The sequence below is a fragment of the Hymenobacter agri genome (genome assembly GCF_054778495.1).
Genome location: NZ_BAAGZM010000003.1, coordinates 1 through 21,383 on the forward strand (window position 1 = coordinate 1; position 21,383 = coordinate 21,383).

The window sequence follows — 21,383 nt, forward strand, 5'->3', positions numbered from 1 at the left end:
CCGCGCGACCGCACCCCGCCGCGCCGCATCAGCAGCTCGCCCGACAGCGCCGCCCGCAACGTGAGCCAGAAGTTCATCCGGCTCACGTTTTCGGAGGATGTCATCACCAAAGACTTGAGCAAAAACCTGCTCATTACGCCCCAGCTGCCCGAAGACAACCCCTACAAGCTGCGCGAAGAGCGCAACAGCATCAGCTTGCTCTTCGATAAGCCGCTTGACCCGAACACCACCTACAGCTTCAATTTCCGGGAGGGCGTGGTGGATATCACCGAGGCGCTCCCGGCCAAAAACGCGTACCTCACCTTCAGCACCGGCCCTGAGCTCGACTCGGGCCGGGTAAGCGGCACCCTCACCGACGTGCTCACGCAGCGCGCCGTGGAAGGGGCCAGCATTGGTCTCTACCGTGTGGCCGACACCGCCGGCGTGCGCAAGGGCCGGCCCTACTACACGGTGCTGACCGATAAGGAGGGCAAATTCAACCTGAATTTCCTGAAATCCGGCGACTACAAGCTGTACGCCGTGGCCGACAAAAACAATAACGGTCGCTACGACGAGGGCGAGAAAATTGCCTACCTGCCCGCTCCCGTTAGCATTGTCGGCCGCAATACGCCGCCGGTGGACCTCGTACTCACCCAGCCCGACCAACGGCCCCCGCTGCTCACCACGCGCACGCCCAGCCCTACACAGCTGCGCCTGAGCTATAACGAGGGGCTGCGTGCGGTCAGCCTGGCCCAGTTGCCCGCTGGTTCGAACCCCGCCGCAGTGGCCGAAGCTACCGAGCTGGCCGAACGGGGTCGCACGGTAGTGGTCTATAAAACGCCCACTGTGGGCGACGGCCGCTACCTGCTCACGGCCACCGACAGCACCGGCAACAGCAGCCGCGACACCTTGCAGCTGAAGTTTCCGGTGCCTACGGTGGCCAAGAAGGCGGCCAGCCCGCCCCTTTACACCGTGGAGGGCAACCCGCGCACCGTTTTCCCCGAGGGCCAAGTCAAATTCCAGTTTACGGTGCCTGTGCGCGTGGCCACTGACAAGCCCTTCGGCACGCTCGTGGAAGACTCGCTGCGCCGCCGCCCTCTGCGCCTGCCCGCCGATGGCACTCTCAGCCCCGACCGCAGCCAGCTGGCCGTACGCTTCAACAGCAAGGCCAAAAACCGCCTCGACATCATCCTCGACAGCACGGCCATCAGCACTATCACCGGCCAAAGCCTGCGCCTGAAACCGCTGCGCCTGGGCCTGAGCGAGCAGGACGTATCAACCAGCCTCTCGGGCACCATCAGCACCACGCAGAAGAGCTACGAGGTGCAGCTGCTCGACGACAAGTTTCAGGTGGTGGCCAGCCTTAGGTCGCCCAAAGGCATCTACGTGTTCAACGACATGCCGCCCGGCACCTACCGCCTGCGCGTGCTCATCGATGCCGACGGCGACGGCCGCTGGCGCGGCGGCGACCCCAACCTGCTGGTGCTCCCCGAGCCGGTGTTTATTTATCCCAAATCCCTAAAAATAAGCGCCGGCTTCGACGTGGTGGAGCCGCTGAAATTCTAAGCGCAGGCGCTTTCCGCGACAGTGTGCCAAACTGTCCGATTTTGCTTCTAGTGGGTTTCCGGGCACTTTTGACCTTGCTATTCAGATTGGCATTTTGCCGCTTGACCAGGCTGCGTAGCGCCAGCCATCTCACTTTTCCCCGCTGGTTTTGCTCTTTTCGATGAGCCTGACTTCGGCCATGCAATCGGCCAAAACCAGCTAAGCTGTCCACATTGGTGGATAACTAATCTTGATTTCCAGTTACTGTCCCGCATTTTTCGGTCTAATCCACCGATTTTCCCCGTAGTTTTCCACATTGCTTATTGAATGCGGATAAACACGGGGATAACCTGGGGGAAACATGGATTCCCCCCGGGGATAAGTGGGGTAGAAGTTTTTTTGGCCGCAAGGCTGCCCGCACAGGGCAAATCGCCCGGGGATAACCGGGGATAACTTTCCCCGGTCAGAACGCCTTCCCACACCCCCGTTTTCGGTGGGAAAATACTTTTGGGGAAAGCTGGTGGAGATGTTGAAAATCACTCCAACCGTCTGATAAATAAGCTTATATTTTCCACATTGCCGGTGTATAGCCGGTGGAAAAGGCGTTGGTTTCCCCCACGTTATCCACGCTGGGGATAACCTCGTGGGCTTTTCCACTTATCAACCGACCTAATGAGTGGAAATAAAAAATCTTTTTAAGAAAAAAATTTAATCAAAAAGTAAGACTGGGGAAAACTGGAAAGGAAAGGGAGAATCAAAAACCAGTTCCAGAAAAAGCCGGCTGCCGGAATTTTTAGCCAGCGCCGTTTCGGATTTTCGAAAAGCGGGGTTTCGGATTTTGCGCGAATCCGTAGGAGTTATGCACAAACGCACGCACCTCCCAACCCTTTGCTTCTGCTTTCCCATGCCGTTCGATTATTCCCTCGATTTCCACACCGTCGATTTTCGCCAGCACCCCGAACTGTACCGCGTGGGCCGGGGCGAGCAGGGCGTGCTGCTGGTGCAGCCCTACAAGGCCGAAATTTTGCCCCACTGGCGCTTTAAAGACGCGGCGGCGGCCCGGGAGTCGTCCGACACGATTTACGGGCTGTTTGAGGCGTATTTGAAGGCCCACGACTTTGTGGGGGCCGACATGGCCCGCAAGTTTATCCAGATGGGGTTCACCCGGGCCCGGCGCTACGCCAACCACCAGGGCGGTAAAAAGTACGCCGGCCCCGTGCCCGCCGATAAGAAGGGCCAGAGCGGCGCCCACGGCCGGGCCGAATTGCCCCGCAATCCCCATCCCGATGTGGATAAAGTGGAAGCAGCCGCCATTTTCAAGCGCAAGTGGGACGAGGCCAAAGCCAACCCCGAATACCTGCGCCAGAAAGAAGCATTTATCGAAAAATACGGGAAGTAGGGGATAAGTACGTGGATAACGCGGCCTGCTTAGGAGGACAGACTACTGCCAGGCACCGCGCACCAACAACCATGCACCAACCCTACCTTTGCTACCTATCCTTCACCCCAATCGCATGAGCACTCCCCAACCCTCCAGCATCGAGGAAAACGAAATCATTCTGGGCACCGGCATGGGCCCGCTGCGCTTCGGCGCTACCATGGACGAAGTGCGTACCCTCGTGGGCGAGCCCGAGGAGATTGAAGAGTCGGATGAAGACGACGACTTCGAGCACCAAGCCTGGAACTACCACGAAGAAGACTACCTGCTCTCGCTGTACTTCGACCGCGAAGACGATTTCCGCCTCAGCTGCATCGAAACCGACAACCCCGGCATGCGCCTCTACGGCGAAGCCATCTACGGCCAGAGCATCGACCAGGTGAAGGCCCTGATGGCCCGCCACAACCAGGCCGAGCCCGAACTCGAAACCATGGAAGAAGGTGCGGTGCGCCTATCGTACGAGAAGTCGATGATTGACTTATACTTCGAAGAAGGCGAGCTGCAGTTCGTCAATTTCGGCGTGTTCATCAACGACGACATGGAAGTGCAGTGGCCCAAGTAAGCTGAGGTTATCCACATTTCAACGCTTTTTTGCTGTGGATAAGTGGATAAACCAGTGAAAACAGCCGCTTTACGCCCGTTCCGGGAGCATTTTCCTCGAATGGGCTAGTGATGCCAGCCAGCAGTTTGCTGCCCCCGAACGAAAGGGTGCCCCGCAAAGGGCACCCTTTTATGTTATCAACAGTTGAACAAAAGATAGTTGCGGCGCTATATTGAGCAGTCATTTGGTCTCACGCTTACTCGGTTGTTGCATGAGATATTCGCTGCTTCGCCGCCCGTTGGGATGGCTGGGCCTCTTGGCTCTTACTTCAATGGCGGCCCGGGCCCAGCAGGCCCCGCCGTTGGCCGGCACGGCCTGGCAGGGCACCATGCGCGTTCCGACGCCCATGACCGTCGTGCTACAGTTCCGGAAGGATAGCCTGCTGCTGATTGAGCCAACCAGCCGCGAGGTGATAGAAATAATGGCCTACACCACCCAGGGCAACCAGTGGACCTGGCGCAAGCTGCTCGGCAGCAGCCCCTGCGACGACCAGGCTACGGGCACCTGCACCTACCAAATCGTGCAGGGCGAGCTGCGCATTAAGCCGGTGCGCAACGACTGCCCCGAGCGCGCATTTGCCATCACGGATGCGCCTTTTCGCAAAACCACCTGGCCTGCGCCGGCCGCCGCGGGCCGGTAGTCCCCGTTTCCATCGACCAAAAAAAGACCGGCTTCTGCTTAGAAGCCGGTCTTTTTTTGTTGCATGCCGCGCCCGGGCAGGGCGCCGGTTGAAGGGCTACAGAATGGCCCGGAACAGCAGAAACAGCACGCCCGACAGCACCATCGTAACGGGTAGCGTGAGCACCCAGGCCAGCGCGATGTTGCGCACCATGCCGGGGTTGATGTTCTTGACGCCGCGGCTGGCCACCATGCTGCCGGCAATGCTCGACGTGAGCACGTGCGTGGTGGAGGAGGGCAACCCGAATTGGGTGCTGGCCCCAATCATGAGCGAGGCCACCAGCTCGGAGCTGGCGCCCTGGGCGTAGCTCAGGTGCTCCTTGCCGATGCGCTCGCCAATGGTTTTCACAATGCGCTGCCAGCCTATCATGGTGCCGACGGCCAGCGAGAGGCTCACCATCAGCAGCACCCACCAGGGCGCATAGTCGGTGAAGGTTTTCATGTGCTTGGTAGCCGCGTCGTAAATATTGCGGTCCTGGGTGCTGAGGCTCACGTTGGGCGAGGCCAGCAGCTTTTTCGACTGATTGGCCAGCAGCAGCACATCGCGCCGGATTTCGAAGCGCGTTTGCTGGGGCAGGTCCTTCACGTTGGTTTTGCCTTCGAAAATGCGGTCGAGGTCGGCGGTTTTGGCCTGAATGTCGGCCAGGCTTTTCTGGTCGTTGGGGCTGAGGTCGGCGCGGTTGACACGGGTGATGACATACTCAATTTTACCCAGCGACTCGCGCAGGTCGAGCGGGTTCTTGTTTTCGTCGAGGGCGAAGCGGAAGGGCACAATGCCAATCAGAATCAGCATGACCAGGCCCACGCCTTTCTGGCCGTCGTTCGAGCCGTGGAAGTAGCTCACCAGCGTGCAGGTCGTGATAAGCAGCAGGCGAATCCAGAGGGGTGGGGGCTTGCGCTTGTGCGGCTCCTTGAAGATGGCCTTGCTGGGCGAAAAACGCTTGAACAAAAACATCATGCCAATGGTGAGCGCAAAGCCCAGCAGCGGCCCCACGAGCAGGGCAATGCCGGTTTCGGTGGCCTTGCTCCAGTTTACGGCGGCTCCGTGCGACTCGGGCAGCAGCGAGTAGGCAATGCCCACGCCCAGGATGGACCCAATCAGCGCGTGCGAGCTCGACGCCGGAATGCCGTAATACCAAGTACCCACGTTCCAGATGATGGCGGCCAAGATGAGCGCGCCTACCATGGCAATGCCGTGGTACACGTTCTGGTCGACCAAGGTCTCAACCGGCAGCAGGTAAATAATGCCCATGGCTACCCCGATGCCGCCGGCGAAGACGCCAATGAAGTTCCAGAAGGCCGACCACACTACCGCCACCCACGGACGCAGGGCATTGGTATAGATAACGGTGGCTACAGCGTTGGCCGTGTCGTGAAAGCCATTCACGAACTCGAACGCGCAGGCTGCAAACAAGCACAGGCCCAGCAGCAGAAGAACGTGCGGTTCTAAACCAAACATAAAAGGCGGTTTTGTGGGAAATTGAATGTAATCATGCGTCAAAGGTAGGAATAGGGCTGAGTGTGGATATGTTACCGAATTGTGACGTGGGCGAGAAAGAATTGATTCAGACCGTTATGCAGAGTATAATGGGCCTCCTGCTCGCCGTCACCAGCCCACCATGGCAGGCCGATTGCATTGCTGATGACAAGCTAAATGCTTTGCAGTGCTCGTTATGACGGCCTTTCCTGGGATGTTGAGGCAATTCCTCGCCCAATGGCGCGCCTTGTACGGGGAAGTTTCGGCTTCCGTCGTACCGGCCTACTTTTGTGGGTATGAACCCAGCATCTGAACCCGCGCAACTCAAGGACATTGTGGCCCACGCCAAGGAATACGGCTTCGTATTCCAGTCATCGGAAATCTACGACGGCTTGGCCGCCGTGTACGACTACGGCCCCAACGGCGTGGAGCTCAAAAACAACCTCAAGCGCCTGTGGTGGGAAACCATGACCCAGCTGCACGCCGACGTGGTGGGCATCGACGCTGCCATTTTCATGGCTCCGCAAACTTGGAAGGCCTCAGGCCACGTCGACGGTTTCAACGACCCCATGATTGACAACCTCGACAGCAAAAAGCGCTACCGCGCCGACGTGCTGCTCGAAGAAAAAGCCGCCGAGTACGAGCGCGCCGGCGACCCTGCCCGCGGCGCCGCCCTCACCGCCGAAATGGGCCGCCTGCTCACGGAAAATGACCTCGCCGGCGTGCGCCAGCTCATCATCGACGAGGACATCAAGTGCCCCGTATCGGGTACCGGCAAGTGGACGGAGGTGCGCCAGTTCAACCTGATGTTCAGCACCCAGGGCTCGGCCGTGGACAGCGACGCGCCGCCCGTGTATCTGCGCCCCGAAACGGCCCAGGGCATTTTCGTGAACTTCCTGAACGTGCAGAAATCGGCCCGTATGAAGGTGCCCTTCGGCATTGCCCAGATTGGCAAGGCCTTCCGGAACGAGATTGTGGCCCGGCAGTTCATCTTCCGGATGCGCGAGTTTGAGCAAATGGAGATGCAGTTTTTCGTGCGCCCCGGCACCGAGGGCGAGTGGTACGACACCTGGAAGGCCGCCCGCCGCAAGTTCCACGAAGCCATTGGCCTGCCGGCCGCCAAGCTGCGCTTCCACGACCACGACAAGCTGGCCCACTACGCCAAGGCCGCCGTCGACATCGAGTATGAATTCCCCTTCGGCTTCAAGGAAATCGAAGGCATTCACTCGCGCTCCGATTTCGACCTGACCCAGCACCAGAACCTGAGCCGCAAAAAGCAGCAGTATTTCGACGCCGACATTGACCCCGCCACCGGCAAGGCCTACGGCAACTACGTGCCCTTCGTGGTGGAAACCTCGGTGGGCGCCGACCGTCTGTTTCTGGCCACGCTCTGCAACGCCTACCAAGAAGAAACCATCACGGAAGGGGAGGGCGACGCCCAAACCACCAAAACCCGCACCGTGCTGAAGTTGCACCCCGCCGTGGCCCCGGTGAAAGCCGCCATCTTCCCGCTCGTCCGCAAAGACGGCATGCCCGAGAAAGCCCAGGAAATCTTCGATGCGCTGAAGTTCGACTTCCGCCTGGTACTGGAGGAGCGCGACGCCATCGGCAAGCGCTACACCCGCCAGGACCTTATCGGCACGCCCTTCTGCATCGTGGTGGACGGCCAGACGCTGGAGGATAACACCGTGACGGTGCGCCACCGCGACTCGCGCGAGCAAACCCGTATGGCCATTTCGGAGCTGAAAAACTACATCGGCGAGGCCGTGAGCTTCCGCCGCATCTTCGAGCAGCTGTAGGAGCTGCACCCGCGAAGCCTCGCCCCGACCCCTTTCCCCAGGAGAGGAGAGCCTGATGCAAGTTCATCGTCATTTATAGCCCCGTTTCCTATTGAGACGGGGCTTTTTGACGATTTCAAAGGCTGGTAGTGAATACGTCAGGCTTCCCTCTCCTGAGGAGAGGGGCCGGGGGTGAGGTTTCGCGCGCCCGGCCCGTACGTAACTTTGCCTCTTTAGCAGGATATTATGTGGGAACAACTTGCCGTCTTCATCATCCGGTTTCGCCTATCGCTGGTGGCGGTGCTAGCCGCCATTACTGTGTTCATGGCCTATAAGGCCAAGGACGTGGAAATGACCTACGACTTCGCCCAAGTGGTGAGCGAGCAGGACCCGGACATGATTTATTTCAAACAGTTCAAGCGGACGTTTGGGGAGGACGGCAACGTGCTTGTTATCGGCCTGCAGGACAGCTCTATCTACAAGTTGGGTAACTTCAATGAGTTCCGGCAGCTGACCGATACGCTGGCTAAAGTGCAGGGCGTGAACGGGGTGCTGAGCGTGAGCAAGCTGCTCAACATCAGCAAGGACACGGCCGAAAACCGCTTCGTAGCTGCCCCCATCTTCAAAGCCCCGCCGCGCAGCCAGAAGGAGCTCGACAGCCTGATGCGCGTGGTGAACAGCGTGGAGTTCTACAAGGGCCAGCTCATCAGCCCCAACACCGGGGCCACGCTGCTGGCCCTGACGATGGACCCCAAGTTCCTGAACTCCTCGAAGCGGCAGGCGGTGATGAACAACATCTTGGGCTTCTCCGAGAAGTTTGAGAAGAAAACGGGCATCAAGCTGCACTACGCTGGCCTGCCCTACGTGCGCTCCACGATGACGAGCAAAGTGGCCGGGGAGATGAAATTCTTCACCATCCTGGCCATGATTGTGACCGGTATCACACTGCTGGTATTCTTCCGGACGTGGTCGGCGGTGCTGTTTCCGCTCATCGTGGTGGGCGTCACCGTCATCTGGTGCATTGGCTCGATTGTGCTGCTGGGCTTCAAAATCAACCTGCTCACCGGGCTGATTCCCAGTATCATCATCGTTATCGGCATCCCGAACTGCACCTACCTGCTGAGCCGTTACCACTACGACTACCGCAAATCGGGCAATCAGATGCTGGCCATGACGCGGGTAATCCGCAAAATCGGCCTCGTCACGCTGATGAACAACACGACCACCGCCGTGGGCTTCATCGTGTTTGCCTTCACTGACATTGCCATTCTCTACCAGTTTGGTCTAGTGGCCACCATCAACATTTTCGCGGCTTTTATCATCAGCTTCATCCTGATTCCGGCCGCCTTCACCTACCTGCCGCCGCCCACGCCCAAGCAGCTGGAGCACCTCGACGCCGCGCCCCTCACCAAGCTGCTCGAGTTCTTCGACCACCTCGTGCTCGACCGCCGGCCCACCGTGTACCTCGCCGCGCTGGTGATGGTGGCGGGCGCGGCCATCGGCATCTCGCGCATCGATGCGGTGTCGTACATGGTGGACGACCTACCCAAGAAAAGCTCCGTGAACTCCGATTTGGCCTTCTTTGAAAGCCACTTCAACGGCGTGATGCCACTAGAATTTGAGGTTGATACCCACAAGAAAAAGGGCCTGTTCAAGCTGAAAAACCTGGAGAAAATCGACCAGTTTGAGAAGTTCCTGCGGACGCAACCGGAGCTGTCGCCACCCGTCAGTTTGGTTACCTTCCTGAAGGCCAGCACGCAGGCGTTTTACAACGGCAATCCGCAGTTCTACCGTCTGCCCGATAACTCGGAGAAGAACTTCATTCTGAGTGCGCTGGCCAATTCGGGCAGTTCCGCTGGCGGGGCGGGCATGAACAGCAAGTTGCTGCGCTCTTTTATGGACAGCACCAGCCAAAAGGCGCGCATCAGCCTGAAAATCGCTGATATCGGCTCCCAGAACCTGGACACGCTGATGAACACGAAAATCATCCCGGAGATGAATCGCATCTTCAAGGGCACGGGCATGGATATTCGGCCCACGGGCACGACCATCATCTTCACCAAAGGCAACGAATACGTCATTCACACCCTGCGCGACAGTCTGTTCATGGCCTTCGGGCTGGTGGGCCTCGTAGTGCTCATCCTGTTCCGCTCGTTCAAAACGGTGCTTTTCGCGCTTATCCCCAATGCCGTCACGCTGATTCTCACGGCCGGCATCATGGGCTATTTCAATATTGCGCTCAAGCCCAGCACGGCCCTGATTTTCGTGATTGCGCTGGGCATTGATGGGGATAACTCCATTCACTTGCTGGCCAAATTCCGGCAGGAAATGGCCGCGAATGGTGGCCGGGTGCGCGACGCCGTATCCGTAACGCTGAGCGAGGCCGGCACCAGCATGATTTACACGAGCATCGTGCTGTTTGTGGGCTTCAGCATCTTCGCCTTCAGCGAGTTTGGCGGTACGAAGGCGCTGGGAATGCTCATGGCCGCGTCGTTGTTGATAACTAACTTCTCGAACCTGATTCTGTTGCCTTCGCTGCTCGTGACGTTTGAGCACGGCAAGGGTGATGTCGATACCAACGCCCTCATCCGCCATTATGACGAGAGTTACCACGAAGAGGACGACGACATCGACCTGAACCTGAAAGAAATGCACAAAGCCTCCGATTACGAAGGCGATTACTCGATTTAACCCCATCCCCGGCCCCTCCCCACAGGGGGAGGGGTGCGTTCAACGAACCTCTATTATTCTCACAATCCTGCGTCTGGCACCCCTCCCCCTGTGGGGAGGGGCCGGGGGTGGGGTTGACCCGTAACCCAATGAAATACCCCGAATACAAGCAGCCGCTCAACTACGGCCAGCTCGGCGAGGACATCCTCGCCTGGTGGAAGGAGCACGGCATCTTTGAAAAGAGCGTGAGCAGCCGCGAAGGCCAGCCCACGTTCGTGTTTTACGAAGGCCCGCCTTCCGCCAACGGTGCGCCCGGCATCCACCACGTGATGGCGCGCACGGTGAAGGACATTTTCGGCCGCTACCAGACGCTGCTGGGCAAGCAAGTGCCCCGCAAAGGCGGCTGGGATACCCACGGCCTGCCCATCGAGCTGCAGGTGGAGAAGGAGCTGGGCATCACGAAGGAGGATATCGGCAAGAAAATCAGCGTGGAGGACTACAACCAGCGCTGCAAGGAAACCGTCATGCGCTTCAAGGCGCAGTGGGACGACCTGACCGAGAAAATGGGCTACTGGGTTGACCTCAACGACCCCTACGTGACCTTCGAGCCGGAGTACATCGAGAGTTGCTGGGCGCTGCTCAAAAAGCTCTACGACAAAGGCTTGCTCTACAAGGGCTACACCATCCAGCCGTACTCGCCGGCGGCCGGCACCGGCCTTTCGTCGCACGAGCTGAACCAGCCCGGCACCTACAAGGACGTGAAGGACACGACCGTGGTGGCGCAGTTCAAAGTGAAGCGGAATGAAAAGTCGGAGAAGCTTTTTGCCGGAATCACTGAACCTATTGGGGCTGAAGTTCCAATGGGCAGCTACGAAGTCAGAAATGCCGATGGCACCACAACCAAGACCGATACCACTGGAATTGGCTCAACAGGTGTTTACATCCTGGCTTGGACAACTACGCCTTGGACGCTGCCCGCTAATACTGGATTAGCAGTAGGTAAGAATATTCCTTACGTTGTTGTTGATACTTATAATCAATACACTAACCTGCCTGTTCGGGTGGTATTGGCAAAGGCACTGCTGAGTAAGTACTTCAGTGCGGTTATGCCGCTTAACCAGATTACAGTTGGTAGCAAAGGCCCTATCGTAACCAGCGGGCCGATGGGCCAGGCAGACAAAAAAGGTCTGCTTATTTGGTGGGAGGTTGTTGCCGAATTTACCGGTGCTGACCTCATCGACATCAAGTACGAGCGCCTGTTCGATTTCACGCCGTTTGAAGGCGAGGAGCGGGCTTTCCGCGTCATCAACGGCGACTTCGTGACCACGGAGGACGGCACGGGCATCGTGCACATCTCGCCCACGTTTGGCGCCGACGACTTCCGGGCCGCGCAGCTGGCCGACATCCCCGCGCTGATGGTGCCGGATGCCGAAGGCACGCTCGGCCCCATCGTGGACCGGACGGGCCGCTACGTGCCCCAAATGGGCGAGTTTGCGGGCCGCTGGGTGAAGAATTACGACGGCCACGACGAGTCCGGCGCCGACTACAAAACGCTGGACGAGAGCATCGTCATCAAGATGAAGGGCGACGGCACGGCCTTCAAAGTGGAGAAGTACGAACACACCTACCCGCACTGCTGGCGCACCGACAAGCCCGTGCTCTACTACCCGCTCGATTCCTGGTTCATCAAGACCACGGCGGTGAAAGACCGGCTCATCGAGCTCAACAAAACCATCAACTGGAAGCCCGAAAGCACCGGCACCGGCCGCTTCGGCAACTGGCTGGAGAACCTGGTAGACTGGAACTTAAGCCGCTCGCGCTACTGGGGCACGCCGCTGCCCATCTGGCGCACCCAAGACCGGACGGAGGAAATCTGCATCGGCAGCATCGCCGAGCTGAAGGCGGAGATTGACAAGGCCGTGACGGCCGAAATCATGACCCACAACCCCTACGCCAACGGCGAAAAAGTGGACCTGCACCGGCCATACGTGGACGATATTTTCCTCGTCTCGCCCACCGGCCAGCCCATGTACCGCGAGGCCGACCTCATCGACGTGTGGTTCGACTCCGGGGCCATGCCCTACGCGCAGTGGCACTATCCAATTGAAAACGAGGGCCAATTCCAGAAGAATTTCCCCGCCGATTTCATCGCCGAAGGCGTGGACCAAACCCGCGGCTGGTTCTTCACGCTGCACGCCCTGGCCGTGATGCTGGAAGACTCCGTGGCCTTCAAAAACGTGATTGCCAACGGCTTGGTGCTGGCCAAAGACGGCCAGAAGATGAGCAAGCGCCTCGGCAATGCCGTCGACCCGTTTGCCACCATCAAGCAGTTCGGCCCCGATGCCACCCGCTGGTACCTCATCGCCAACGCGCCACCGTGGGACAACCTCAAGTTCGACCCCGCCGGCGTGACCGAAGTGCAGCGCCGTTTCTTCGGCACGCTCTTCAATACGTACTCGTTCTATGCGCTTTACGCGAACCTGGACGAGTTTCAGACCAGCGAATTCGACCGCGTGCCGCACGCCGAATTGAGCGAGCTGGACCGCTGGGTGCTGAGCAAACTGCAGTCGCTGATTGTGGAAGCGCGCGGGCACTTGGACAACTACGACCCCACGAAGGCCGCCCGCGCCATCCAGGATTTCGTGACCGACCAGCTCTCGAACTGGTACGTGCGCCTCTCGCGCCGCCGTTTCTGGAAGGGCGAACTGACTCAGGATAAGCGCGCTGCCTTCGAAACCTTGCAGGAATGCCTGGTGGTGGTGGCGCAGCTGATGTCGCCCATCGCGCCCTTCTTCGGCGAGTGGCTGTATAAGAACATGACCGACGGCATGCGCGCCGAGGCCGTGGCCAAAAACACCCCCCTGGCCCCGGAATCGGTGCATCTGACGCTGCTGGTGGAGGCCGACACGGCCCGCATCGACCCGAAGCTGGAGGAGCGCATGGAGCTGGCCCAGCGCATCAGCTCGCTGGCCCACTCGCTGCGCAAAAAGTCGGTGCTGAAGGTGCGGCAGCCCCTGCAGCGCATCCTGGTGCCGGTGCTGAACGACACGACCAAGGAGCAAGTCGGCCTCGTGGAGGACCTGATTTGCGCCGAAATCAACGTGAAGCACATCGAATTCCTCGACGACGAGAGCGAAAGCGGCGTGCTGGTGAAGTCGGTGAAGCCCAACTTCAAGCGCCTCGGCCAGCAATACGGCCCGCGCCTGAAGGCCGTGGGCGCCCGCATTCAGCAGATGACGGCGGCTGAAATCAGCAAGCTGGAGAAGGAGGGAAGCCTCGCCGTGGAGGTTGATGGCCAGCCCATCACCCTAGCCCCCGACGATGTGGAAATCCGCACCGATGACCTGCCCGGCTGGCTCGTGGCCACCGACGGCCCCCTCACCGTGGCCCTCGACGTGACCCTGACCGACGAGCTGCGCCAGGAAGGCCTCGCCCGCGAGCTGGTGAACCGCCTACAGAACCTGCGCAAGGACTCGGGCCTGGAAGTGCAGGACAAAATCCGCGTCACTTTGGCAGACCAGCAGCCCGAGCTCACGGCTGCCGTGGCCGCGTTCGGCGACTACATCCGCACCGAAACGCAGGCCCTCGCGCTCGATTTCGCGCCCGAAATCAGCGGCGGCTCGGTGCTCGAATTTGATGACTACTCCGTGCCGGTTCGGCTGGAGGTCGCAACTGCCTGAGGCTGAACGACTCGCCGGGAGGTGAAATCCCCGGCGAGTCCTCGGCCGTACAAACAGTCAATAAGCTCGTCTTTGGTCGCACAAAACCTCAGACAATCAGTTGTAAAAGGTACAAAAGGACGGTAAATAGAACGTCTTTCAATAGTACGTCATGCTGAGCGTAGTCGAAGCATCTCTACCGCTTCGTTGAAAGCCCTGTGAATGAGTGTATATGACTGATAGTGAAAAGAATCAACTTGCTAAAGGCATATTCCTGACAACCGGTATTGTGTTAGGTGTTGGGCTTAAACCGAATGATGGAGCTGAGGGAATTCTCTTTGCTTTATTAAGCGCGGGTTTGTTCTACTCAGCTTTTTTTATTGCTAACAAATCTGTCAGAAGTAAGGCTCTAGCATATTTAGGCGCTTTTGTAGGCTGGTTTTTGCTGTACAAGCTCTTTAAAATCATGTAGTTATTGAAGGAATTCATGAGTTTGATTCCAACGAAGCAGTAGAGATGCTTCGGCTGCGTTCAGCATGACGTTCAATAGAATTCCACAGACCCAGAATGCATCCAACGCTCACCACTCGCCAGCAAAACGCGGCTAAATTTTTCCTGCTGGCGCTGTTCGTCATTGCCCTCGACCAGCTCTCGAAGTGGGCCGTGCACACCTACATGCAGCCCGGCATGGCGGGCGAAATCCCCCTCATTGGCCACTGGGCCAAGCTGCACTACACGCTGAACCCCGGAATGGCCTTCGGTGCCGAGCTACCCGCCCCGTATGGGAAGCTGGTGCTCAGCGGGTTCCGGCTGCTGGCCGTGTTTGGCTTGAGCTACTACATTATCCGCCTCTGCAAGCAGCGCGCCGCCGGCGGATACATCGCCTGCATGGCCCTTATCCTCGGCGGCGCTGTGGGCAACCTGATTGACTCGGTTTTCTACGGCGTCATCTACGACAACGCGCCGTTTGGCTCGCCCACGCGCTGGTTCTACGGCCAAGTTATCGACATGCTCTACGTCGACATTTACGAAGGCTTCCTGCCCCAAAACTGGCCGCTGATAGGAGGGAAGTACGTCTCGCTCTGGCCCATCTTTAACATCGCCGATTCCTCCATTTTCATCGGTGTAGCCTTGATTTTGCTCAACCAGAGCCGTTTTTTCAAGCAGGAAGAGCCCGTGGCTGTGACTGAGAAACACAGCGAGCCGCTGGTAGTGCCTGACTCGGAGAATCTGGGATAATTGAACGTCATGGCGAGCGCCGCCGAGGCATCTCGCTCGCGCCACCTGCCGTCAACCTCACCCCCTGACCCCCTCTCCAAAAAAGAGGGGGCACCGGTTCGGAGCAGTTAGAACAAAGAGCCCAGCGCAATGCGTTGGGCTCTTTTCGTTTATGAATCGTTGCGGCATATCCGGTGCCCCCTCTTTTTTGGAGAGGGGGTCAGGGGGTGAGGTCAACGCCAAGGCCGATACTTCCTGCCGTTCTTTGCAATACTATTCCGTTCTAAAATGCACCCAACGCTCACCACCCGCCAGCATTCTGCGGCTAAATTCTTCCTGCTGGCGCTGTTCATCATTGCCATCGACCAGCTCTCGAAGTATTTGGTGCATACCTACATGCAGCTCGGTTCGGCCGGCGAAATCCCGATTTTCGGCCAGTGGGCCAAGCTCACCTACACGCTGAACCCCGGCATGGCCTTCGGGGCCGAACTGCCCGCGCCCTACGGCAAGCTGGTGCTCACCGGCTTCCGCATGCTGGCCGTGGGCGGGCTGATTTACTACATTATTCGCCTCTGCCGCCAGCGCGTGGCGGCCGGCTACATCGCCTGCATGGCCCTCATCCTCGGCGGCGCGGTGGGCAACCTGATTGACTCAATTTTCTACGGAATTATCTACAATAACGCCCCTGTAGGCTCGCCTACGCGCTGGTTCTACGGCCAGGTCATCGACATGATTTTCGTGCCGCTGTACGTGGGTTATTTCCCCAAATCCTGGCCCCTCATCGGCGGCTCGTACAGCAACGGCTTCCCCATCTTCAACATCGCCGACTCATCCATCTTCATCGGCGTCGCCTTAATTCTGCTCAACCAGAGCCGCTTTTTCAACGAATCGCAGCCCGCATCCGCTCCCAACGAGCCCCAGCCCCTAGTTGCTGCCGATGCTGAGAAGCTGGCGTAGTAGGGGAGGGGCAGGCCGTAGAACGTCACTCCGTAGAACGGTCGTGCTGAGCGCAGTCGAAGCATCTCTACCGCAGCAGTAAATGATGCCGTTATGAATGAACCTGAAATGACAGCAGTTGAAGAAGTGAGGGACATATTCTCAATTCTTCACGATGGCACCATTTCTTCATGGAACGGTGATGCTACTTCTTTGACGTTGACGGTTGAATGCCAGTATTTGGCCGAACTCATTGACCCGTCATTTGACCGTTTTTATGTCGAACTGGGCCAAGTCAAAGATTTGTTTCTGTTGACTTGGCCGAATCCTGCTGACCTACCAGAGCAGAAACTAGAGCAACTGAAAGACATTTTCGCAGCAGAACTTGAAATACTCTCGGCAGAGATAGAAGATGGCAGAACCGTTGTCGTCTGTAATCAGCACGATATAAAATTTGATTACTGTGGCGGGAGCTTGATAATTGACTGCGCCACAGTGAAAGTCTACGACCAAGGCAAAGCGGTTTTGACAGTCAAAAGACTTAATGAAATCTGCAAAAGCTACTGGGATAGGTGGACTGATGAGTGGGGAGTAAGCAAATCGAGCGATAAAGCATGACGTTCTTGCGTACCGAAACCACCCCAAACTGCTACCCATAATTCCCTCCGTGCCCAACCCGCTGCTCACCGTTTCCAACCTCACCATTGATTTCTCCAGCCACCGCGGCGACGTGCGGGCCGTGGACAACGTGTCGTTTGAGCTGAACCGGGGCGAAACGCTGGCCATTGTGGGCGAATCCGGCTCGGGCAAATCCGTGACGTCGCTGGCGCTGCTGGGGCTGATTCCGATGCCGCCCGGCCGCATCGCCAGCGGCCAAGCCCTCTTCCAGTCCGAAAAGCTGGGCCAGACCGACCTGCTGAAACTCGCCGAAACCGACCTGCGCCAGGTGCGCGGCAATGACATCGGCATGATTTTCCAGGAGCCGATGACCTCGCTGAACCCCGTGTACACCTGCGGCAGCCAGGTGGTGGAAGCCCTTCGCCTCCACACCGACCTCAGCGAGGCCGGGGCCAAGGCCCGCACCATCGAGCTGTTCACCGAGGCGCAACTGCCGCGCCCCGAAGCCATTTTCGGCAGCTACCCGCACGAAATCTCCGGCGGCCAGAAGCAGCGCGTCATGATTGCCATGGCCATGGCCTGCCGCCCGGCCCTGCTCATCGCCGACGAGCCCACCACGGCCCTCGATGTGACGGTGCAGGCCCGTATGCTGCGCCTGATTGACGACCTGCGCCGCCAGCACAACACGGCCGTCCTCTTCATCACCCACGACCTCGGCGTGGTGGCCGAAATTGCCGACCGCATTTTGGTGATGTACCGGGGCAAGGTTGTGGAACAGGGGAGAGTGCTGGATATTTTTTCAAATCCGCAACATCCGTACACAAAAGGGCTTTTGGCGTGCCGTCCGCGCCTCTCGGTGGGCAAAAAACGCCTCCCCGTGGTGGCCGATTTCATGCGGGAAGACGCCAGCGGGCAACTTTTGGCCCAGCCTGCGCCCGTGCTTCCGCTGCCAGATGAGGCACTTGCGGAATCCTCGCCCGAAGTGGAGGCCCAGCAGTTACACGATAAAATCGAAACCGCCAAAACGTTCCCCGTGGAACATGGCGTTTTGGGGGATGTTCCACGCCCTGCCGAGCTTACTTCGGCACCCGTTGCCGCCCCCACCGTAGCTGCTGCGCCCAACGGTTCTGAGCCGCTTCTCCAGGTTCAGAACCTTCAGGTGTACTTTCCGCTCCGCAAGGGTTTCTTCCGCCGCGCCACCGATTACGTGCGGGCCGTGGACGATGTCAGCTTCACGCTCTACCCCGGCGAAACCATCGGCCTCGTGGGCGAGTCCGGCTGCGGCAAGACCACGCTGGGCCGGGCCCTGCTCCGCCTCACGGAACCAACGGCGGGCAGCATCCTGTTTGAAGGGACCGATTTGGCGAAGCTGTCGAGCGGGGAGTTGCGCCGCCGTCGGCGCGATTTGCAGCTGGTGTTTCAGGACCCCTACGCGGCCCTCAACCCGATGCTGACCGTGGGCGAGGCCATCTGGGAGCCGATGCGCGTGCACAACGTGGGCGGCACCCGCCAGCAGCAAAAGGCGCGGGTGCTGGAACTGCTGCGCACCGTGGGGCTGCGCGACGAGCATTTCCAGCGCTACCCGCACGAGTTTAGCGGCGGGCAGCGGCAGCGCATCTGCATTGCTCGGGCGCTGGCCTTGCAGCCCAAATTGATTGTCTGCGACGAGTCGGTTTCGGCCCTCGACGTTTCGGTGCAGGCGCAGGTCCTGAACCTGCTCAACGACCTCAAACGCGAGTTCGGCATCACCTATCTGTTCATCACGCACGACCTGTCCGTGGCCCGGTTTATGAGCGACCGGCTGCTGGTCATGCACCAGGGCCGCATCGTGGAAAGCGGCCCGGCGGCGGCCATCTACGCCGCTCCCCAACACGAATACACCCAAGGCCTGCTGGCCGCCATCCCAAAGGACAGCCTGGCCGACATCGAAGCCGCCGTAGCCAGCCGGGCTTAGGCTTGTCGGACGGATGTAGAGACGCATATTTGCGTCTCCTCGTTGAACAAAAGCACCCGGCCATTCCTAGGCCGGTTCAGTAGCTCAGCAACTGCAGTGTCGCTTGAAACGGCCCCTACGACGAGACGCAAATATGCGTCTCTACATCGGCCATACCTTCACGCTACAACCTCCCGGCCCGGCCCGCGTTTCACTATGCGGCGCGGCCTCGCCAGCCACTCATTTTTCCGCTCTCGCCGCCTGCGACCAAACCACTTTTCGGCGGCCACTTTTTACCCAAATGAATACCCCCGAAAACTCCCGGGCTCCCCGCGCCAAGCGCGAAAAGCCCGAACCCGCGGCCATCACCCAAGACCAAGTCCTGCGCGTCTTCGCCGATAACCCCACCAAAGTCCTCGCCTACCGCCAGCTCTCGCGCCGCCTCGGCGTCACGACCAAGGGCCAGCGCGAGGAGATTTTTGCCCACATCAAGGTGCTGCGCAAAAACGGCCTTATTACGCTGCTTCAAAACGACGAATACCGCCTCGCCGATACCGACGCTGTAGCGGCGGCTTTGATGCCGTCCAGCGCCAAAAAATCAACCAAAAAAGGCGACTCGCCCATCGCCCCGCCCCGCAACCGTTCGGTGCAGGCCGAGTTCGGCCAAGACCCCATTGTGCACCGCCGCCGTTCGGCCGGGTTCGACTACGTGGACGGCGACGACCGCCCCGAGCGTGCCCCATCGAACACCGTCATTGGCACCGTCGATTTGGCCACGCCCAACTTCGCCTTCGTGGTGCCGGAGGGCACGGGCGAGCACGACGACATCCGCGTGTTTACCGACCAGCTCAAGTTTGCCCTGCAGGGCGACGTGGTGCGGGTGCGCTTGCGCAGCGGCTCCCGCGACGGCCGGCCGATGGGCGACGTGGTGGAAGTCCTCAAACGGGTACGCCCCGAAATCGTGGGCCGCATCCAGATTCAGGGCACGCTCGGCTTCGTGAAGCCGGACAACCGCAAGGTGTATTTCGACGTGTTCGTGCCGCCGCATTTGCTGCACGAGTCGCGCAACGGCGACAAGGTGCTGGTCCGCATCAACGAGTTTCCGGAGGACAGCAGCCGGCAGCCGGTGGGCGAGGTCATCCGCAACTTCGGCGCGGCTGGCGGCAACGAGGCCGAGATAAACGCCATCATGGCCGAGTTCGGCTTGCCCTTCGAATTCCCCTCGGAAGTGGAGGAGGAATCGGAAGGCATCAGCGAGGTGATTGCGGAGGATGAAATTGCCCGTCGCCGCGACTTCCGCGCCATCACCACCTTCACCATCGACCCCGCCGACGCCAAGGATTTCGACGATGCACTGAGCATTCAGAAGCTGGAAAACGGCCACTGGGAAATCGGCGTGCACATCGCCGACGTCACCCACTACGTGCGTCCCGGCACCGAGCTGGAGCGCGAGGGCAAGCACCGCGCCACCTCGGTGTACCTGGTCGACCGCGTGATTCCGATGCTGCCCGAACGCCTCTCCAACGGCCTCTGCTCGCTGCGCCCGCACGAGGACAAGCTGACCTTTTCGGCCGTGTTCGAGCTCGATGAAAACGGCAAGCTGTACGAGTCGTGGTTCGGCAAAACCATCATTCACTCCGACCGCCGCTTCAGCTACGAGGAGGCCCAGGAGCGTATCGAAAGCAAGGAGGGCGACTACGCCGAGGAGATAAATCTGATGAACGGCATCGCGCATAAGCTGTGTGCGCTGCGCTTCAAGCAGGGCGCCATCACCTTCGAAACCCAGGAAGTGAAGTTCCGGCTGGACGAGCACGGCAAGCCCCTCGGCGTGTATGTGAAGGAGCGCAAGGACGCCCACAAGATGATTGAGGAGTTCATGCTGCTGGCCAACCGCAAGGTGGCCGAGTTCGTGTTCAACCTCAAAAAGACCAAGCCGCGCTTCACCATGGTGTACCGCGTGCACGAGGCACCCGAGCCCGAGCGCCTGCAGACCTTCGCCCTCTTCGCCCAGAAGTTCGGCTACAAGCTGAAGCTCGACAACCCGAAAAAAATCAGCACCGAGCTCAACAACCTCAGCTCCGAAGTGGTGGGCAAGCCCGAGCAGAACGTGCTGCAGGGGCTGGCCATCCGGACCATGGCCAAGGCCATTTATACCACCGAGCCGCTGGGCCACTTCGGCCTGGCCTTCGCCCACTACTCGCACTTCACCTCGCCCATCCGCCGCTACCCGGATATGATGGCGCACCGCCTGCTCGAGCACTACCTGGAGGGCGGCAAGAACGTGCCGGCCGAGCCGGTGGAAGAAGAGTGCAAGCACTCCTCGGCCCGCGAGAAGCTGGCCGCGAATGCCGAGCGCGCCAGCATCAAATTCAAGCAGGTTGAGTTCATGGTGGACGAAATCGGCAACACGTTCAAGGGCGTGGTGTCGGGCCTTACCGAGCGCGGCATGTACATCGAAATCGAGGAGAACAAGTGCGAAGGCATGGTGCGCCTGAGCGATATTCCCGGTGATGAGTTCGAGCTCGACAAGGACAACTACCGCATCGTGGGCCGCCGCAACAAGCGCATCATCCAGTTCGGCGACGAGATGATGGTAGTGGTAAAATCGGCCAACCTGCTCGACCGTACCATCGACTTCGAGCTGGTGGACGACCGCCCCGACCACATCAAAAACCGCGAGGCCGCCGAGCGCAAGCAGCGCGGCAGCGAGCCCCGCGGCTACCGCGACCACAGCGGCGGCAAGGGCCACAGTAAGGGCGGGCATAAGGGCAACAAGCGGCGGTAGCCGTCGCCTGTCATTGCGAGGGGAGCGCAGCGAACCGCGGCAATCCTTCCTCTCAATGTGACCGGCTT

14 protein-coding genes are annotated in these 21,383 nt (G+C 59.4%); 13 read left to right on the top strand and 1 reads right to left on the bottom strand.

Going from position 1 to position 21,383, the window contains the following annotated elements; translation table 11 throughout:
• The 4 genes from ACYVDE_RS00520 to ACYVDE_RS00535 form a co-directional block, all read left to right on the top strand.
• Nucleotides 1–1,545 (top strand): Ig-like domain-containing protein (locus ACYVDE_RS00520; protein WP_460499518.1); only part of this gene is annotated, 1,545 nt, incomplete at its 5' end.
• An 883-nt stretch (nucleotides 1,546–2,428) separates the two neighbouring features.
• Nucleotides 2,429–2,923 carry a DUF4385 domain-containing protein gene (locus ACYVDE_RS00525; RefSeq protein WP_460499519.1) on the top strand — a complete coding sequence of 165 codons (495 nt, stop codon included), beginning with the start codon at nucleotides 2,429–2,431 and terminating at the stop codon, nucleotides 2,921–2,923.
• 115 nt (nucleotides 2,924–3,038) lie between these two features.
• On the top strand, nucleotides 3,039–3,524 hold the full coding sequence (locus ACYVDE_RS00530) for a hypothetical protein (protein WP_460499520.1): 486 nt from the start codon (nucleotides 3,039–3,041) through the stop codon (nucleotides 3,522–3,524).
• A gap of 310 nt (nucleotides 3,525–3,834) precedes the next feature.
• Nucleotides 3,835–4,203: a hypothetical protein gene (locus ACYVDE_RS00535; protein WP_460499521.1), complete on the top strand. Its 369-nt coding sequence runs from the start codon at nucleotides 3,835–3,837 to the stop codon at nucleotides 4,201–4,203.
• Between the two features lie 96 nt (nucleotides 4,204–4,299).
• Here the strand turns inward: ACYVDE_RS00535 and ACYVDE_RS00540 are convergent, their stop codons facing one another.
• A complete protein-coding gene (locus ACYVDE_RS00540) occupies nucleotides 4,300–5,700 on the bottom strand; it encodes an inorganic phosphate transporter (RefSeq protein ID WP_460499522.1) in 1,401 nt (466 codons plus the stop codon).
• A gap of 314 nt (nucleotides 5,701–6,014) precedes the next feature.
• On the opposite strand from ACYVDE_RS00540, the gene ACYVDE_RS00545 reads away from it, so the two are divergent.
• The 9 genes from ACYVDE_RS00545 to rnr all read left to right on the top strand — a co-directional run bounded on the left by ACYVDE_RS00545 (nucleotide 6,015) and on the right by rnr (nucleotide 21,315).
• A complete protein-coding gene (locus ACYVDE_RS00545; protein ID WP_460499523.1) occupies nucleotides 6,015–7,517 on the top strand; it encodes a glycine--tRNA ligase in 1,503 nt (500 codons plus the stop codon).
• A 225-nt stretch (nucleotides 7,518–7,742) separates the two neighbouring features.
• Nucleotides 7,743–10,187, top strand: a complete 2,445-nt coding sequence (locus ACYVDE_RS00550) for an efflux RND transporter permease subunit (protein ID WP_460499524.1) — start codon at nucleotides 7,743–7,745, stop codon at nucleotides 10,185–10,187.
• 128 nt (nucleotides 10,188–10,315) lie between these two features.
• Nucleotides 10,316–13,846, top strand: coding sequence for an isoleucine--tRNA ligase (gene ileS, locus ACYVDE_RS00555; protein ID WP_460499525.1), 3,531 nt, complete (start codon nucleotides 10,316–10,318; stop codon nucleotides 13,844–13,846).
• Between the two features lie 211 nt (nucleotides 13,847–14,057).
• Nucleotides 14,058–14,297, top strand: a complete 240-nt coding sequence (locus ACYVDE_RS00560) for a hypothetical protein (protein WP_460499526.1) — start codon at nucleotides 14,058–14,060, stop codon at nucleotides 14,295–14,297.
• A 95-nt stretch (nucleotides 14,298–14,392) separates the two neighbouring features.
• Nucleotides 14,393–15,064, top strand: coding sequence for a lipoprotein signal peptidase (locus tag ACYVDE_RS00565; RefSeq protein ID WP_460499527.1), 672 nt, complete (start codon nucleotides 14,393–14,395; stop codon nucleotides 15,062–15,064).
• A 267-nt stretch (nucleotides 15,065–15,331) separates the two neighbouring features.
• Nucleotides 15,332–16,000 carry a lipoprotein signal peptidase gene (locus tag ACYVDE_RS00570; protein WP_460499528.1) on the top strand — a complete coding sequence of 223 codons (669 nt, stop codon included), beginning with the start codon at nucleotides 15,332–15,334 and terminating at the stop codon, nucleotides 15,998–16,000.
• Nucleotides 16,001–16,093: 93 nt separating this feature from the next.
• Nucleotides 16,094–16,597 (top strand): hypothetical protein, encoded by a 504-nt coding sequence (locus ACYVDE_RS00575; RefSeq protein ID WP_460499529.1) that lies wholly within the window; start codon nucleotides 16,094–16,096, stop codon nucleotides 16,595–16,597.
• Nucleotides 16,598–16,646: 49 nt separating this feature from the next.
• Nucleotides 16,647–18,551 carry an ABC transporter ATP-binding protein gene (locus ACYVDE_RS00580; protein ID WP_460499530.1) on the top strand — a complete coding sequence of 635 codons (1,905 nt, stop codon included), beginning with the start codon at nucleotides 16,647–16,649 and terminating at the stop codon, nucleotides 18,549–18,551.
• A 280-nt stretch (nucleotides 18,552–18,831) separates the two neighbouring features.
• Nucleotides 18,832–21,315, top strand: coding sequence for a ribonuclease R family protein (gene rnr, locus ACYVDE_RS00585; protein ID WP_460499531.1), 2,484 nt, complete (start codon nucleotides 18,832–18,834; stop codon nucleotides 21,313–21,315).
• The last annotated feature ends 68 nt before the right edge of the window (nucleotides 21,316–21,383 follow it).

Coding starts and splice junctions, on each gene's coding strand:
- ACYVDE_RS00525 (WP_460499519.1), top strand. CDS start 2,429: ATGCCGTTCGATTATTCCCTCGATTTCCACACCGTCGATTTTCGCCAG.
- ACYVDE_RS00530 (WP_460499520.1), top strand. CDS start 3,039: ATGAGCACTCCCCAACCCTCCAGCATCGAGGAAAACGAAATCATTCTG.
- ACYVDE_RS00535 (WP_460499521.1), top strand. CDS start 3,835: ATGGCGGCCCGGGCCCAGCAGGCCCCGCCGTTGGCCGGCACGGCCTGG.
- ACYVDE_RS00540 (WP_460499522.1), bottom strand. CDS start 5,700: ATGTTTGGTTTAGAACCGCACGTTCTTCTGCTGCTGGGCCTGTGCTTG.
- ACYVDE_RS00545 (WP_460499523.1), top strand. CDS start 6,015: ATGAACCCAGCATCTGAACCCGCGCAACTCAAGGACATTGTGGCCCAC.
- ACYVDE_RS00550 (WP_460499524.1), top strand. CDS start 7,743: ATGTGGGAACAACTTGCCGTCTTCATCATCCGGTTTCGCCTATCGCTG.
- ileS (WP_460499525.1), top strand. CDS start 10,316: ATGAAATACCCCGAATACAAGCAGCCGCTCAACTACGGCCAGCTCGGC.
- ACYVDE_RS00560 (WP_460499526.1), top strand. CDS start 14,058: ATGACTGATAGTGAAAAGAATCAACTTGCTAAAGGCATATTCCTGACA.
- ACYVDE_RS00565 (WP_460499527.1), top strand. CDS start 14,393: ATGCATCCAACGCTCACCACTCGCCAGCAAAACGCGGCTAAATTTTTC.
- ACYVDE_RS00570 (WP_460499528.1), top strand. CDS start 15,332: ATGCACCCAACGCTCACCACCCGCCAGCATTCTGCGGCTAAATTCTTC.
- ACYVDE_RS00575 (WP_460499529.1), top strand. CDS start 16,094: ATGAATGAACCTGAAATGACAGCAGTTGAAGAAGTGAGGGACATATTC.
- rnr (WP_460499531.1), top strand. CDS start 18,832: ATGAATACCCCCGAAAACTCCCGGGCTCCCCGCGCCAAGCGCGAAAAG.